General features: G+C 70.8%; 15 protein-coding genes. 12 read left to right on the top strand and 3 right to left on the bottom strand.

All coding sequences use genetic code 11. From position 1 onward, the window contains the following. The first annotated feature begins 24 nt into the window (after nt 1–24). Nucleotides 25–885 carry a fumarylacetoacetate hydrolase family protein gene (locus AB0300_RS14270; protein ID WP_085605536.1) on the top strand — a complete coding sequence of 287 codons (861 nt, stop codon included), beginning with the start codon at nt 25–27 and terminating at the stop codon, nt 883–885. Further along, nucleotides 882–1658: an SDR family oxidoreductase gene (locus AB0300_RS14265; RefSeq protein ID WP_366216245.1), complete on the top strand. Its 777-nt coding sequence runs from the start codon at nt 882–884 to the stop codon at nt 1656–1658. The genes AB0300_RS14270 and AB0300_RS14265 overlap by 4 nt, the downstream gene beginning before the upstream one ends. 330 nt (nt 1659–1988) lie before the next feature. On the opposite strand, the gene AB0300_RS14260 is transcribed toward AB0300_RS14265, so the two are convergent. Continuing rightward, nucleotides 1989–2888: an amidohydrolase family protein gene (locus tag AB0300_RS14260; protein ID WP_366216244.1), complete on the bottom strand. Its 900-nt coding sequence runs from the start codon at nt 2886–2888 to the stop codon at nt 1989–1991. Between the two features lie 47 nt (nt 2889–2935). Between AB0300_RS14260 and AB0300_RS14255 the strand changes: the two genes are divergently transcribed. Beyond that, complete coding sequence (locus tag AB0300_RS14255; protein WP_249520675.1) at nt 2936–3613, top strand: FadR/GntR family transcriptional regulator; 678 nt, start codon at nt 2936–2938, stop codon at nt 3611–3613. Between the two features lie 4 nt (nt 3614–3617). Here the strand turns inward: AB0300_RS14255 and AB0300_RS14250 are convergent, their stop codons facing one another. After that, entirely contained in the window at nt 3618–4280 is a 663-nt protein-coding gene (locus AB0300_RS14250) for a transaldolase family protein (protein ID WP_085605542.1), read from the bottom strand. Between the two features lie 118 nt (nt 4281–4398). On the opposite strand from AB0300_RS14250, the gene AB0300_RS14245 reads away from it, so the two are divergent. The 5 genes from AB0300_RS14245 (at nt 4399) to AB0300_RS14225 (ending at nt 8259) form a co-directional block, all read left to right on the top strand. Then, on the top strand, nt 4399–5361 hold the full coding sequence (locus AB0300_RS14245; RefSeq protein ID WP_366216243.1) for a ribokinase: 963 nt from the start codon (nt 4399–4401) through the stop codon (nt 5359–5361). A gap of 14 nt (nt 5362–5375) precedes the next feature. After that, the gene (gene rbsD, locus AB0300_RS14240; protein WP_025105365.1) at nt 5376–5780 is read left to right on the top strand and encodes a D-ribose pyranase; all 405 of its coding nucleotides are present in this window, start codon (nt 5376–5378) and stop codon (nt 5778–5780) included. Then, on the top strand, nt 5780–6592 hold the full coding sequence (locus AB0300_RS14235) for a GntR family transcriptional regulator (protein ID WP_025105364.1): 813 nt from the start codon (nt 5780–5782) through the stop codon (nt 6590–6592). The genes rbsD and AB0300_RS14235 overlap by 1 nt, the downstream gene beginning before the upstream one ends. A 71-nt stretch (nt 6593–6663) precedes the next feature. Further along, nucleotides 6664–7722 carry a PLP-dependent cysteine synthase family protein gene (locus AB0300_RS14230; protein WP_366216242.1) on the top strand — a complete coding sequence of 353 codons (1059 nt, stop codon included), beginning with the start codon at nt 6664–6666 and terminating at the stop codon, nt 7720–7722. A gap of 21 nt (nt 7723–7743) precedes the next feature. Beyond that, entirely contained in the window at nt 7744–8259 is a 516-nt protein-coding gene (locus AB0300_RS14225) for an ACT domain-containing protein (RefSeq protein WP_025105362.1), read from the top strand. 104 nt (nt 8260–8363) lie between these two features. Here the strand turns inward: AB0300_RS14225 and AB0300_RS14220 are convergent, their stop codons facing one another. After that, entirely contained in the window at nt 8364–9041 is a 678-nt protein-coding gene (locus AB0300_RS14220) for an FCD domain-containing protein (protein WP_025105361.1), read from the bottom strand. Nucleotides 9042–9207: 166 nt separating this feature from the next. On the opposite strand from AB0300_RS14220, the gene AB0300_RS14215 reads away from it, so the two are divergent. The 4 genes from AB0300_RS14215 to AB0300_RS14200 form a co-directional block, all read left to right on the top strand. Further along, entirely contained in the window at nt 9208–10443 is a 1236-nt protein-coding gene (locus AB0300_RS14215; RefSeq protein WP_366216241.1) for an aminotransferase class V-fold PLP-dependent enzyme, read from the top strand. A 60-nt stretch (nt 10444–10503) separates the two neighbouring features. After that, nucleotides 10504–11817: a sugar ABC transporter substrate-binding protein gene (locus AB0300_RS14210; protein ID WP_025105359.1), complete on the top strand. Its 1314-nt coding sequence runs from the start codon at nt 10504–10506 to the stop codon at nt 11815–11817. 3 nt (nt 11818–11820) lie between these two features. Beyond that, nucleotides 11821–12768: a sugar ABC transporter permease gene (locus AB0300_RS14205; protein ID WP_025105358.1), complete on the top strand. Its 948-nt coding sequence runs from the start codon at nt 11821–11823 to the stop codon at nt 12766–12768. Continuing rightward, the coding region (locus tag AB0300_RS14200) for a carbohydrate ABC transporter permease (protein WP_366216240.1) at nt 12765–13771 on the top strand (1007 nt) is incomplete at its 3' end. The genes AB0300_RS14205 and AB0300_RS14200, both read left to right, overlap by 4 nt.

Here is a 13771-nt window from a genome sequence, read left to right as displayed (position 1 = left end):
GCCTCCCGAACGATCAGGAGAATCATGAAGTTCGCGCGGCTCGGCACCCCGGGGGCGGAGATCCCCGTCCTCCTGGAGGGTGACCGCTACCTCGACCTCCGCCCGGTGACATCCGATGTCAACGGCGACTTCCTTGCGGGAGACTTCGTCGCCCGCGTCGCCGCCGCCCGCGACGCCGGGGAGCTCTCCGAGCTGCCGGACGCCGCGACGATGCGCATCGGCGCCCCGATCGCCCGCCCGAGCGCGGTGATCTGCATCGGGATGAACTACGCCGCCCACGCCGCGGAGTCGGGGTCGGAGCCGCCGACCATCCCCATCATCTTCCTCAAGACGCCCAACACGGTGGTCGGCCCGAACGACGCCGTGACGATCCCGCGGGGGAGCGAGAAGACCGACTGGGAGGTCGAGCTCGGCATCGTCATCGGCACCCGCACCGCGTACCTCGACTCCCCGGACGAGTCGATGGCGCACGTCGCCGGCTTCGTCGCCGCGAACGACGTGTCGGAGCGCGACTTCCAGATGGCGGTCTCCGGCGGGCAGTGGTCGAAGGGCAAGATCGCCTTCGGCTTCAACCCCACGGGTCCGTGGCTGGTCACGCCGGACGAGGTCGACCACCAGGCGCTCGGCCTCCGCAGCTTCGTGAACGGCGAGCCGCGACAGGACTCGAACACGAGCGACATGATCTTCACGGTCGAGCAGATCGTGCACCACCTGTCGCAGTACGTGACGCTCGAGCCCGGTGACCTGATCCTCACCGGCACCCCGCAGGGCGTGGCCCTGTCCGGCAAATACCCCTACCTCAGCGCGGGCGACGTGGTCGAGATCGAGATCGACGGCCTCGGCCGCCAGCGCCAGGACTTCATCGCATGGGAGGCAGAGAAGTGACCCTTCGACAGGCTCAGGGACCCGACGGCGGCACGGTAGGACTCGTGGCCATCGTCACCGGTGGCGCGTCCGGCATCGGCGCGGCGATCGCCGACCGTCTGCACGCGGACGGCGTCACCGTCGCGGTCCTCGACCGCGACACCACCCACGCCGACGAGCGCTTCGCCGCGTTCACCGCCGACGTCTCCGACCGCGCGAGCGTGGACGCCGCCGTCGCCGCCGTCGCCGAGCGCTTCGGCCGCATCGACATCGTCGTCAACAACGCCGGCATCGGCGCACAGGGCGACATCGCCGCGAACGACGACGACGAGTGGGCGCGCGTCCTCTCCATCAACGTCACCGGCATCGCACGGGTGACGTCGGCGGCACTGCCGTGGCTCCGGAAGTCCCCGGCCGCCGCGGTGTGCAACACGGCCTCGATCGCCTCGACCACCGGGCTCCCGCAGCGGGCCCTTTACTCCGCGTCGAAGGGCGCCGTGTCGGCTCTGACCCGCGCGATGGCCGCCGACCACCTGCGCGAGGGCATCCGCGTCAATGCGGTCAACCCCGGCACGGCGGACACGCCCTGGGTCGGACGACTGCTCGACTCCGCGGCCGACCCCGCCGCCGAGCGGGCCGCGTTGGAGGCACGACAGCCCCACGGACGCCTGGTAAGCCCCGACGAGGTCGCCGCCGCGGTGGCCTACCTCGTGAGTCCCGCCGCGGGCTCCACCACGGGCACCTTCATCGAGGTCGACGGGGGGATGGCGCAGCTCCGCCTCCGCCCCGAGTGACCCGATCTCCCCGACGGCCCGGTGTCTCCCCGCGAGACCCCGGGCCGTCCCCGTCCCGTCCCGCCGTTCCGCCCCCAGCCGGGATCAATTCCGCTCCCCCGCCCCGCACGCCCCTTTCTCATCCCGCACGCCGCCTCGCCGCGCCAGCGGGATCAGAATCGCTCCCCGGTCCCGCTGCCGCGGGCCGTTTCCCATCCCGCACGCCCCGAGGCGCTCTGGAGGGACGACCGTGAGCGGCACGGCACCCATCCGGCCGGGATCAGAAACGGGCCCGGACGCGGCTCCGGAGGTGGCATATCGCACTCCCCCGCGTAAGGGGGGCGGGGGGGGTTAGAGGGAGTAGACGGAGGTGGCGGTGGCGTGGAAGAGGGCATCGTGATCGATGCCGCGGGAGGAGGCCCACGTCGCCACGGCGTCGGCCCAGCGGCTGCGGGCGGATGGCTGATACACCGGCGCACCGTCGGCGGGAGCGTGCGTGCCGTCATGCTCCACGGGGCCGACCGCCGACACGGGCCAGTCACTCCCCCACATCAGGCGCTCGGGACCGAAGACGTCGGCCGCGGTGTCGAGGAAGGGTTCGAGCTGCGCGAGGCTCCAGTCCCCTCCGGCCTCCGCAGGCAGTCCGGACACCTTGCAGAACACCCCGGGGTGTCGCGCGAGCTCGGCGAGGTCCCGCTCCCACTCCACCGAGGGCGTGCGCGGAGCAGAAGCCGTCCCGACCTTCGGCTTGCCCAGGTGGTCGAGCACGATCCGCAGCTCGGGGATCGCGCCCGACAGTCGTGCGAGGTCCGGGAGCTGCGCGGCACGCACGCACGCGTCGAAGGTCCACCCGTGCGCCGCGACCTCCCGGGCTCCGGTGATGAAGGCCGACGAGAGCATCACACCGTCCGGCTCCCCCTGCAGGAGGTGACGCACCCCGACCACCAGGGGCTCCGCGGTGAGACTCTCCAGGTGCACCGTGGTGTCGGTCCCGCGGTCGAGCCGAGCGCCGGCGACGATGCCGACCACCCCGAGGCGCTCCGCCTGCCCGGCCACCCACCGCACCTCCGCGAGGAAGTCGTCCTCGGTGGTCTCGGCCTGCACGAACACGGCCCGCTCGTCCGTCGCCCGCTCGACCCGCGCACGCTCGAGCTCGTCGGCGCCGAAGCGCCCCGCGAGCGGCCCTTCGAGCCACGTGTACCCGAGGGCTTCCGGGTCCCACAGGTGCAGGTGCGAGTCGAGGATGCGCATGTCCCCATCCTGCCGCAGACATCGGATGTTGTGCGAGGATGAGCGCCATGGCAGTCACGGACGAGGCGATCGAGAAGATCAAGGCGATGATCGTGTCGGGCGAACTGGCCCCCGGCGATCGCCTGCCCCCGGAGAAGGAGCTGTCCGAGCGCCTCGGCCTCTCCCGCAACTCCATGCGCGAGGCGGTCAAGGCGCTGGAGGTCATCCGCGTGCTCGACGTGCGGCGCGGCGACGGCACCTACGTCACGAGCCTGGAGCCGCACCTGCTGCTGGAGGCGATCGCGTTCGTCGTGGACATGCACGACGACGACTCGACGCTGGAGATGTTCGCCGTCCGCCGGATGCTCGAATCGCAGGCCACCGGTCTCGCGGCGACCCTCGGCACGGACGAGGCGATCGCGGCCCTGCAGGAGGAGGTGGAGGCCGTCGACGCGTCCGTCGGGATCGAGGAGCTCGTCGACCACGACATCCGCTTCCACCGCGAGATCGTGGGCATGGCGGGCAACGCCTACCTCGCGAGCCTCATCGAGCACCTGAGCAGCCAGACGGTCCGGGCGCGCGTGTGGCGGGGTCTCACGGAGGGCGGCGCCGTGGAGCGCACCCTGTCGGAGCACCGCGCCATCGCCGATGCCATCGCCCAGCGCGACTCGGCGCTGGCGACCTCCCTCGCCACGGCCCACATCGCGGGTGTCGAGCGGTGGCTGCGGCAGGCCGCGTCGGCTTGAGCCGTCAGGCCCCGAGGCGCTGCATCGCGGCGTCGAACTCCGCCGCCGAGCTGTCGCTCACCTCGTGGAACAGCAACTGGTCGAGCACGTCGGGCGCAGCGGTGAAGTAGGGCACCCCGGCTGCGCGCAACCCCGTGATGTCGTCGGCGGAGCGCAGGGAGGCGGCGAGGACGTTGGAGCCGCTGCCCGCGCACATCTCCTGCATCCGGGCGATGAGCGCGTCGCCGTCCATGCCCGCGTCGCGCATGCGTCCGAGGTAGGGCGCGATGTACTGGGCGCCGATCGAGGCGCACGCGAGCGCCTGCGCGACGGAGTAGACCGCCGTGACGAGGACCGTGGCCCCGTCACGGACGAGGGCCGAGGCCGCCGCGAAACCCGCTGCGGTCGCGGGCACCTTGACCGCCACCCGGTCGCCGAGCGCGCGGATGCCCTCCGCGTTCCGGAGGAAGGAGTCCGTGTCGCCGCCCCACGTCTGGAAGAAGACCTCCCGTGCACCCTCGTCCACCCAGCGGGCATAGAGGTCGGGGATCTCCGCGGCCGTCCGCCCGCCGCGTTCGAGGATCGTGGGGTTCGTCGTGACGCCCTGCACCACCCCGGCGGAGAGCAGCCGCGAGACGCGGTCGGTGTCGGCGCTGTCGACGTACAGGCGGGGCGCGATCGCGGTCATCGGGGTCTCCTCGCGGGCAACCTGTCGTTACAGGTGGGGCTTCGGCTAATGTAATGACAGCTCCCGAACCTTGTCAAAGACCGGGAGCCCCGCGCTGTCGAGGAGGATCAGGAGCGAGATGACACCCGCACACCCCGGCGACCGCTCCGGCGTCGTCATCGTCGGCAGCGTGACGGCCGACGTCACGACCTTCTCCCAGCGGCTCCCCGCCCGCGGCGAGACCATCCTCGGCGACGAGTTCACGTTGATGCTCGGCGGCAAGGGCGCGAACCAGGCCGTCGCGGCCGGGCGCTCCGGAGCCCGCACGAGCTTCGTCGGGTGCGTCGGCGACGACCTGTTCCACGACCTCGTGGTGGACGGGCTCACCGCGGCCGGCGTCAACCTCGCGCACCTGCGCACCGTGCCGGGCCCGACCGGCATCGCGCACATCCGCGTCGACGCCTCCGCGCAGAACGACATCGTCATGGTGCCGCTCGCCAACGCCGCCCTCAGCACGGCGCAGATCGACGAAGCCCTCGCGGCTCTCGCCCCGACGACCTCCGTCCTGCTCACCCAGCTCGAGACCCCGTCCGCCCTGACCGCTCACATCACCGCGCGCGGTCGCGAGCACGGGATGACCGTGATCCTCGATCCGGCGCCGGCGGCGGAGCTGGCACCGGAGATCTGGCGGAGCATCGACATCGTCACCCCGAACGAGACCGAGGCGTCGCTCATCAGCGGCATCGAGGTGACCGACGCCGTCTCCGCCGAACGCGCCGGGCACTGGTTCCTGGAGCAGGGCGTGGGCGCCGCGGTCATCACCCTGGCCGGGCAGGGGTCGTGCGTCGTCACCGCCGAGGGCGCCACCGTCGTCCCGCCGTTCCCCGTGGAGGCCGTCGACACCACCGCCGCGGGCGACGCCTACGCCGGCTACCTCGGTGCCGCGCTCGCGAGCGGAGCCGCCCTCACCGATGCGGTGCGGCTGGCGACCGCCGCGGGCGCCCTCACCGTCACGAAGCAGGGGGCCTCACCGAGCCTCCCCCACCGCGCCGACGTCGAGGCCTTCCTCGCCGCGCGCACCGCGGCCCCCGTCGCGAACTGAACCAGGAGCACACGATGCGCAAGACCTCGACCACGATCAACCCGGCGCTCTCCCGCGTCATCAGCGAGACCGGGCACACCGATCTGATCGTCGTGACGGACGCCGGGCTGCCGATCCCGCCGGGCTCCGAGCGCATCGACCTCGCCTACCGTCCCGGCGCTCCCGCGTTCCTCGACGTGCTCGACACGGTGCTCGCGGAGCTCGTGGTCGAGGGGGCGACGGTGTCGGCCGAGGTCGCCGAGAAGAGCCCGGAGGTGCTCGACGCCCTGCGCGAGCGCTTCGCCGACGCAGGCTTCGAGATCGAGCTCGTCCCGCACGTCGAGTTCAAGGAGCGCACGCACGCCGCCCGCGCCTTCGTGCGCTCGGGGGAGTTCACCCCGTACGCGAACGTGATCCTGCACGCGGGGGTGGCGTACTGATGTCCCTCATCGAGGATGCGATCGACCGCCACAGCGCGGCGCCGATGTACGACCAGCTCCGGCAGCTCATCATCGACGGCATCGCCCGCGACGGTCTGCAGCCGGGGGATCCTCTCCCCGGCGAGCACCGGCTGTGCGAGCGCTACGGCATCTCCCGCACGGTCGTGCGCCAGGCGCTCGCCCAGCTCGAGCACGAGGGACTCGTCGAGCGCGTGAAGGGCAAGGGCACGTTCGTCTCCCGCCCGCGCACGAGCGAGAGTCTCGTGCACACGCTGGTCGGTCTGTACGACGACGTCGAGCGGCGCGGCGGCCACGTGCACAGCGACGTCCTCCGGCACGAGCAGACCGTCGCGGACGAGGAGGTCGCCCTGGCCCTCGAGGTGCCGGTCGGATCGCCGGTGATCGTGCTGGAGCGGCTGCGGCACGTCGACGGCGAGCCCTGGTCGCTCTCGACCACGTGGATGCCGGAGGCGGTGGGGGCGGTGACGCTCGGCGCCGACCTCACCGAGGCGTCGCTGTACCGGCTGCTCGCCGACCACGGCATCATCGCCACGCACGGCGTCCGCTCCGCGGAGGCGACGGTCGCCACGCACGAGCAGGCTCAGCATCTCGGTGTGAGCGCCGGCTCCGCCCTCCTCCGCCTGCGCAGCATCAGCCGCAGTGAGGATGGCCTGCCGATCGAGTACTTCATCGCGTACCACCGCGGCGACCGCTCGCGCTTCGAGTTCCAGCTCCAGCAGGAGCAGTCCCAGGCCTCGCTGATGCACGTGGACGGATCGGGCGGTGCCTCCCCCGCGGGCACGGTGGGCTGAGCCGTCTCACCCCGTGCGGGGCTGTTCTCCCATACCGGGATGACGGTGCCTGCCCCGGTACGCTCGAGGGCATGAGCGACTGGACCAGCACCGCGATCGCCCTGCTGGAAGCCGATGCCAACCGCAGCGCCGACACGCACCTGCACCTGTTCCCGCTGCCGCCGGAGTGGGGCATCGACCTCTACCTCAAGGACGAGTCGGTGCACCCGACCGGCTCCCTCAAGCACCGCCTCGCGCGCTCCCTCCTCCTGTACGGACTCGTCAACGGGCGCATCCGCGAGGACACGACCCTCGTGGAGTCGTCGAGCGGGTCGACCGCGGTGTCGGAGGCCTACTTCGCCCGGATGCTGGGGCTGAAGTTCATCACGGTCGTGCCCCGATCGACGGTGCAGGAGAAGATCGACCTCATCGAGTTCTACGGCGGCACCTGCCATTTCGTCGACCGCGCGGAGGACATGTCACCCGAGGCGCAGCGCCTGGCGGCGGACTGCACCGGGCACTACCTCGACCAGTTCACCTACGCGGAGCGTGCGACCGACTGGCGCGGCAACAACAACATCGCCGACAGCGTGTTCGGCCAGCTCGCCCAGGAGCGGCATCCGATCCCCCGCTGGATCGTCACGGGCGCCGGCACCGGGGGTACCAGCGCCACCTTCGGCCGCTACGTGAAGTACCGCCGCCATGACACCAGGATCGCCGTCGTCGATCCCGAGGGCTCGGCCTTCTACGACGGCTGGGCGGGCACGGTCGACCCGCCGGCCGGACACCCGAGCCGCATCGAGGGCATCGGGCGGCCGCGGGTGGAGGCCTCCTTCGTGCCGTCCGTGATCGACGAGATGATCCAGGTGCCGGACGCGGGCTCCATCGCCGCGATCCGGCTCCTCCGCGAGCGCACCCTGCACTGGGCGGGCGGCTCCACCGGCACGAACCTCTACGGCGCGTTCCAGCTCATCGCCCGGATGCGTGCCGCGGGCGAGACCGGCAGCGTCGTGACCCTGATCTGCGACAGCGGTGTGCGGTACGCCGGCACGTACTACTCGGACGAGTGGGTCGCGCGGCAGGGGTGGGACCTCGCCCCGCACCGTGCGCGGATGGAGCGGTTCCTGGAGACCGGGGTCTGGGCGGACTGATCCTCGGGTTACGCTGACCCCATGACCACACTCATCCTCACTGTCGCGGGTGCCGATCGTCCGGGCCTCGTGGCCGCCGTCGCCGATGTCGTCGATGCCCATGGCGGCAACTGGGAGAACAGCTCCCTCGCCGAGCTCGCCGGCACGTTCGCGGGTGTCATCGAGGTGTCCGTGCCGACGGAGCGCACCGGGGAGCTCGAGACCGCGCTCCGGGGGATCCAGGGCCAGGGTCTGCTCACGCTCTCGGTGCTCACCGGCACGCCAGGGCCGTCCGAGGACGAGGAGCAGCTGCTCGTGATGCAGGTGCTCGGCAACGACCGCCCCGGCATCGTGCGCGAGGTGTCGGCGGTGCTGAACGCGCATGCCCTGAGCATCGAGGAGCTCACGACCGAGACCCGGGAGGCCGCGATGGCCGGCGGGAGGCTGTTCGAGGCGTCGGTGATCGCGAAAGTCCCGCCGACGGTCGACCTCGACGCCCTGCGTGCCGACCTCGAGCGCCTCGCGTCCGAGATCCAGGTCGACATCACGCTCGGTTGACCCCGTTCGCCGACCCACCCCCTTCGGTGCCGCCCACCCCCTTCCGGACGTCCGAATAGGGCCGGGGCGCACGAAAGAGGGTGGCTCGGCCGGGAAACCAGGAGTCAGAGGCCGGAGTACCGCCGCACCCAGTACTCGGTGTAGGCGACGTGGGCGGACGCGGCGGCCGAGGCGGCCACCGGATCCGCGGCGGCGAGGCCGCGCAGGATCGCGCGGTGGCCGGCGTCGGAGTGGATCTTGAGCTCCGCGGCATCCTCCGGGTCGGAGATCCGGTAGGCACGGGAGCGGGAGCGCAGCACGTCGATCAGGCTCGTCAGGGCCTCGTTGCCCGCGACCGACGAGATCGCCATGTGGAACTCGTGGTCGAGGCGGGACTGCGCCTCGAAGTCCGTCGTCGACTCGATCTCCGTGAGCACCGCGTCGAGCGCAGCCACCGTGTCGTCGTCGATCCGGGCCGCGGCGAGCGCCGCCGCGTGCGGCTCGAGCACTCGTCGGAGCTCCGTCAGCTCCAGCACCCCGGCCATCGGCAGCAGTCCGACCGTGAGGGAGAGACTGCCGATGAGGTCGGCGGCGCGGAGCTCGCTGACGTAGCTGCCGGAACCGTGCCGCGTCTCCAGCACGCCCAGTGCGGCGAGGGTCCGGATGGCTTCGCGGAGCGACCCGCGCGAGACACCGAGCCGTTCGCACAGCTCCCCCTCGCTCGGCAGCCGGTCACCGGGGCGCAGGGCGCCGTCGGCGATGAGAGCCCGCAGGCCGTGCAGCGCCGTGTCGAGTGCGCTCATCGTCATCCTCTCTGCCACTCCCCCACCCCTCGTGAAGTCTGTCGGACGCCCCGGGCGTCGCAAACTCGTATGACAACTATGTTTCATCTTCGCGGTTTCGTAGCCAAAACCGAAGGCGTGTGGCAAAGTTGTGCAACAACTCGCCCCCACTCACCGATGAGGTCCGATGCCCGCTCCGCAGTTCCCCGCTTCGCTCACGCTGAACTCCGGCCTGCGAGCGCGCGATGCCTGGCCCCTCGACCCGACGGTGATCCACCTCAACCACGGATCCTTCGGGGCGGTGCCGTCGGTCGTGGTCGCCCATCAGGACGCCCTGCGCCGCCGTGCCGATCTGAGCCCCGTGGAGTGGTTCCCGCGGATCGCGGAGCGGGTGCAGGAGGCGAGGCAGCGGACGGCTCCGTTCGTCGGCGCCCGCGCGGAGGACAGCGTGTTCGTGCCCAACGCCTCCGCCGCGGCCACGGTCGTCTACAACGCCCTCCAGCTCGACAGCGGCGACGAGATCCTCGTGACCGACCAGGGCTACGGGGCCATCACCATGGGCGCCGAGCGTCTCGCCCGCCGGTTCGGCGCCGCCGTCCGCACGGTCGCCCTGCCCCTGCTCGCGGATGACGACGAGATCGTGCAGCTCTTCGCCGACGCCCTCACCCCGCGCGCGCGGCTGCTCGTGGTGGACCAGATCACCTCGCCCACGGCCCGCCTGCTGCCCACCCGCCGCATCGCCGACCTCGCGGCCGAGCGCGGCGTGCGCACCCTCGTCGACGGCGCCCACGCCCCCGGCCTCATCCCGGACGCGGCGGCCGTCGCCGGCGGCGACTGGTGGTTCGGGAATCTGCACAAGTGGCCCTGCGCCCCGCGCGGCTCCGCCCTCCTCGTCACCACCGCCCCGGACCGCGACGAGCTCTGGCCGCTGATCGACTCCTGGGCCGCGCGCGAGCCGTATCCCGAGCGCTTCGACACGCAGGGCACGATCGACGCGACGACCTACCTCGCCACCCCCACCGCGATCGAGTTCATCGAGGCGGAGTTCGGATGGGCGGCCGCCCGCGACGCCATGGCCACTCGGGCAGACGCCGGTGCCGAGCTCATCGCGGAGGCCCTGCGCCCCTTCAGCGACGAGGACCCGCTGACCCCCCTCCCCTCCCCGGTGCCGTCCATGCGACTCATCCGGCTGCCGCTCGGCCTCGGCGCCACCCGCGAGGAGGCCGACGCGCTGCGCATGGACCTCCTCGACGAGGTCGGCGTGGAGACCGCGTTCACGAGCTTCCGGGGCGTCGGCTACTTCCGCCTGTCCGCGCACCTGTACACGGAGGCCTCCGACATCGAGGCGTTCGTCGAGCGCTGCGTCCCCGCGATCCTGCGCCGCGCCGGCATCCGCCCCGCCGACGCCCTCATCCTCCCCTGACCCGCACCACCTCCCGCACGACCCACCCGAACACCACCCACCCCCACCGAGAGGCACATCGTGAAGAACAAGATCTTGACGACCGCAGCCGGAGTCGGCACCGTCGCCGTCCTCGCACTCACCGGCTGCTCCGGAGGCTCCGGCTCATCCGGCGGCGACGGCAGCGTCACCCTCCAGATGGTCGAGAGCCTGACGAACCCGGCGCGTACCGAGCTGCTCCGCGGACTGCTCGACGAGTTCGAGAAGGACAACCCCGACATCACCGTCACCCTGGTCTCCCCGCCCACCGAGCAGGCCGACCAGAAGATCCAGCAGATGCTGCAGTCCGGCAAGGGCGTCGATGTGCTCGAGGTGCGCGACATCACCGTCGGGCCGTTCGCGAACAACGGCTGGCTCTACGACCTCGGTCCCGATCTGAAGAAGTGGGACGGCTGGGACGCCCTGACCGAGAACGCGCAGTCGGCCTCGGTCGCGGAGGACGGCAAGAGCTACTTCGTCCCCTACGGCTTCTACGGCCTGTCGCTGTTCTACCGCACCGACCTCGTCGAGCAGGCCGGCTTCGACGGCCCGCCGCACAGCTGGAAGGATCTGCTGGAGCAGGCGTCGGCGATCCAGGACCCGTCGAACAACATCTACGGGTACGCGTTCCGCGGCGGTCAGAACGCGAACAGCAACGTCGTCGCCGCGATCGAGGCCTACACGATCGATGGCCTCGACACGGAGGACGCGTTCCTCATGGAGGACGGCTCGACGATCTTCGCCGCCCCCGAGGCGCAGGAGGCGGTCGACGACTACTTCGATCTGTTCAAGGAGGCCTCGCCGCCCTCGGCCGTCTCGTGGGGCTACCCCGAGATGGTCGCCGGATTCACGAACGGCACCACGGCCTTCCTCCTGCAGGACCCGGAGGTCATCGCGACGGTGCAGGACTCCTCGCTGACAGAGGACCAGTGGGACACCGCGCCGCTGCTCGTCGGCCCGTCCGGCAAGGCCGCACAGCCCCTCGCCGTCGCCGGCTGGGGTGTCGCGGAGAACAGCGAGCACAAGGAGGCGGCGGTGAAGCTCGTCGAGTTCCTGTCGTCCGCCGAGCCCGCCACCGAGTTCGCGCAGGCGAACAGCCTCGTCCCGATCATCGCGGCCGCCGCGGACGACGAGTTCTACTCCACCGGCCCCTGGACCAGCTACGTCACCATGACCGAGGACCCGGAGACCTACGTCAACGTGCGGCAGCCGCGCGGCGTGAGCTGGTGGACCGAGTGGATCCAGAAGTCCGACCAGGACGTGCAGAGCGTGCTGCTGGGCAACATGTCCACCAAGGACCTCCTCGCCTCGTGGGACGCGTTCTGGACCGAGAAGTACGCCGCGGAGAAGGGTTGATCCGTGGCCCGCACCATCCGTGAAGGGGGCTCCGTCGGCACCGCCGGCGGGGCCTCCCCGGCATCGCGTCGTCGCCCCTTCCGGGGCCGCACCGCCCTCACGCTGCTGGCCTTCCTCGCGCCCGCGATCGTCTTCGTCTGCTGGTTCACCTACTGGCCGATGCTGCAGGGCGCCCGCATGGCCTTCCACGACTGGAACCTGTGGGACCTGACGTCGACGCCGTTCGTGGGTTTCGACAACTTCCTCGCCGTCTTCCGCGACCCGGCGTTCCCGACCGTGGCGTGGAACTCCGTGCTCTGGGTGGTCGGCTCGCTCGTGCCGCAGCTCGTGATCGGGTTCCTCATCGCGCTCGCCCTGCGCAAGCGGTTCCGCTTCCGCGGCCTCTACCAGGCGCTGGTGTTCTTCCCGTGGGCGGTGTCCGGCTTCCTCATCGGCATGCTGTTCCGCTGGATGTTCAACGCCGAGTTCGGCGTCGTCAACGACCTGCTCATGAAGGCCGGTCTGATCGACGCCCCGCTGCCGTGGCTGGCGGACCCGAAGCTCGCGATGTTCGCCGTGATCGTCGCGAACATCTGGTACGGCGTGACCTTCTTCGCGATCATGATCCTCGCCGCTCTCCAGTCGGTGCCGGACGAGATGCTGGAGGCGGCGAGCCTCGACGGCGCCGGCAAGGTGCGGCAGCTGTTCTCGATCATCATCCCGTACATCTCGATGACGCTGCTGCTCACGATCCTGCTGCGCGTGATCTGGATCTTCAACTTCCCCGACATCATCTACGCGATGACGAACGGCGGCCCGGCCAACCAGACCCACATCATCACGACGTGGATGATCAACTACACGCAGCAGGGCAACTACGGCATCGCGAGCGCCATCGGGCTCATCGTCGTGGCGTTCCTCATGGTGTTCTGCGCGTTCTACCTGATGGCGATGCGGAGAGTGCAGCGATGACCATCACCTCATCCGTCCGGACCGGCTCCTCGGTCACCGAGACCCGTCGCATCACGGTGCCCGACCCGAAGGCCGCCCCGCGCCCCAAGCCCCGCGTCACGGTGGGCGGCGTGGTGCGTCTCGTCGGCCTGGGCCTGTGGCTGCTCATCACGCTGTTCCCGCTGTACTGGATCACGCTCACTGCGTTCAAGTCGCCGGGGACCATCAACCGCTTCCCGATCGAGTACTGGCCGAGCGAGCCCTCGCTGGACAACTTCACGAGCCTGTTCGAGAAGAGCTCCTTCGGGACGTTCCTGGCGAACTCGGCCATCGTGGCGGTGTCGGCCGGCGCGGTGGCGACGCTCATCGCCCTGCTCAGCGCCTACGTGCTGGCGCGGTTCGAGTTCCGCGGCAAAGGCACGGTGCTCATCGCGTTCCTGCTGACGCAGATGATCCCGGCGTTCATCGCCCTCGGACCGCTGTACTCGATGATGACCGACCTGGGACTCGTCGACACCAAGCCCGGCCTCATCCTCGTCTACATCGCGATCTGCATCCCGTTCTCCACGGTCATGCTGCGGGGCTTCTTCGAGAACGTCCCCGATGCGCTCGAAGAGGCGGCGATGATCGACGGCTGCTCCCGCCTGGGCGCGCTGTTCCGGGTGCTCGTGCCGGTGATGACCCCCGGCATCATCGCGGCGTTCATCTTCAACTTCGTGAACTGCTGGAACGAGCTGTTCCTGTCGGTCGTGCTGATGAACACCGATGCGAACCGCACAGTCCCATCGGCGCTGAACGGCTTCATCTCCACGTTCAACATCGACTGGGGCTCCATGAGCGCCGCGGCCGTGCTGACGATCCTCCCGACGATGGTGATGTTCGCCCTCGCCAGCCGCTGGATCGTCCAGGGCCTCACGGCCGGGGCCGTCAAGGTACGCGCTCATCACCTCCTGGACCAGCGGCCCCGAGCTCGATGCGTACATCGCCGCGCACCACGGCGACCCGCATCCGCCGACGGTCGACC

Origin of the sequence: Microbacterium sp. NPDC078814, from assembly GCF_040702645.1 — a bacterium.
Lineage (GTDB): Bacteria > Actinomycetota > Actinomycetes > Actinomycetales > Microbacteriaceae > Microbacterium.
The sequence above is the reverse complement of the archived record's forward strand: the minus strand, read 5'-3'. Positions and strand labels throughout refer to the sequence as shown.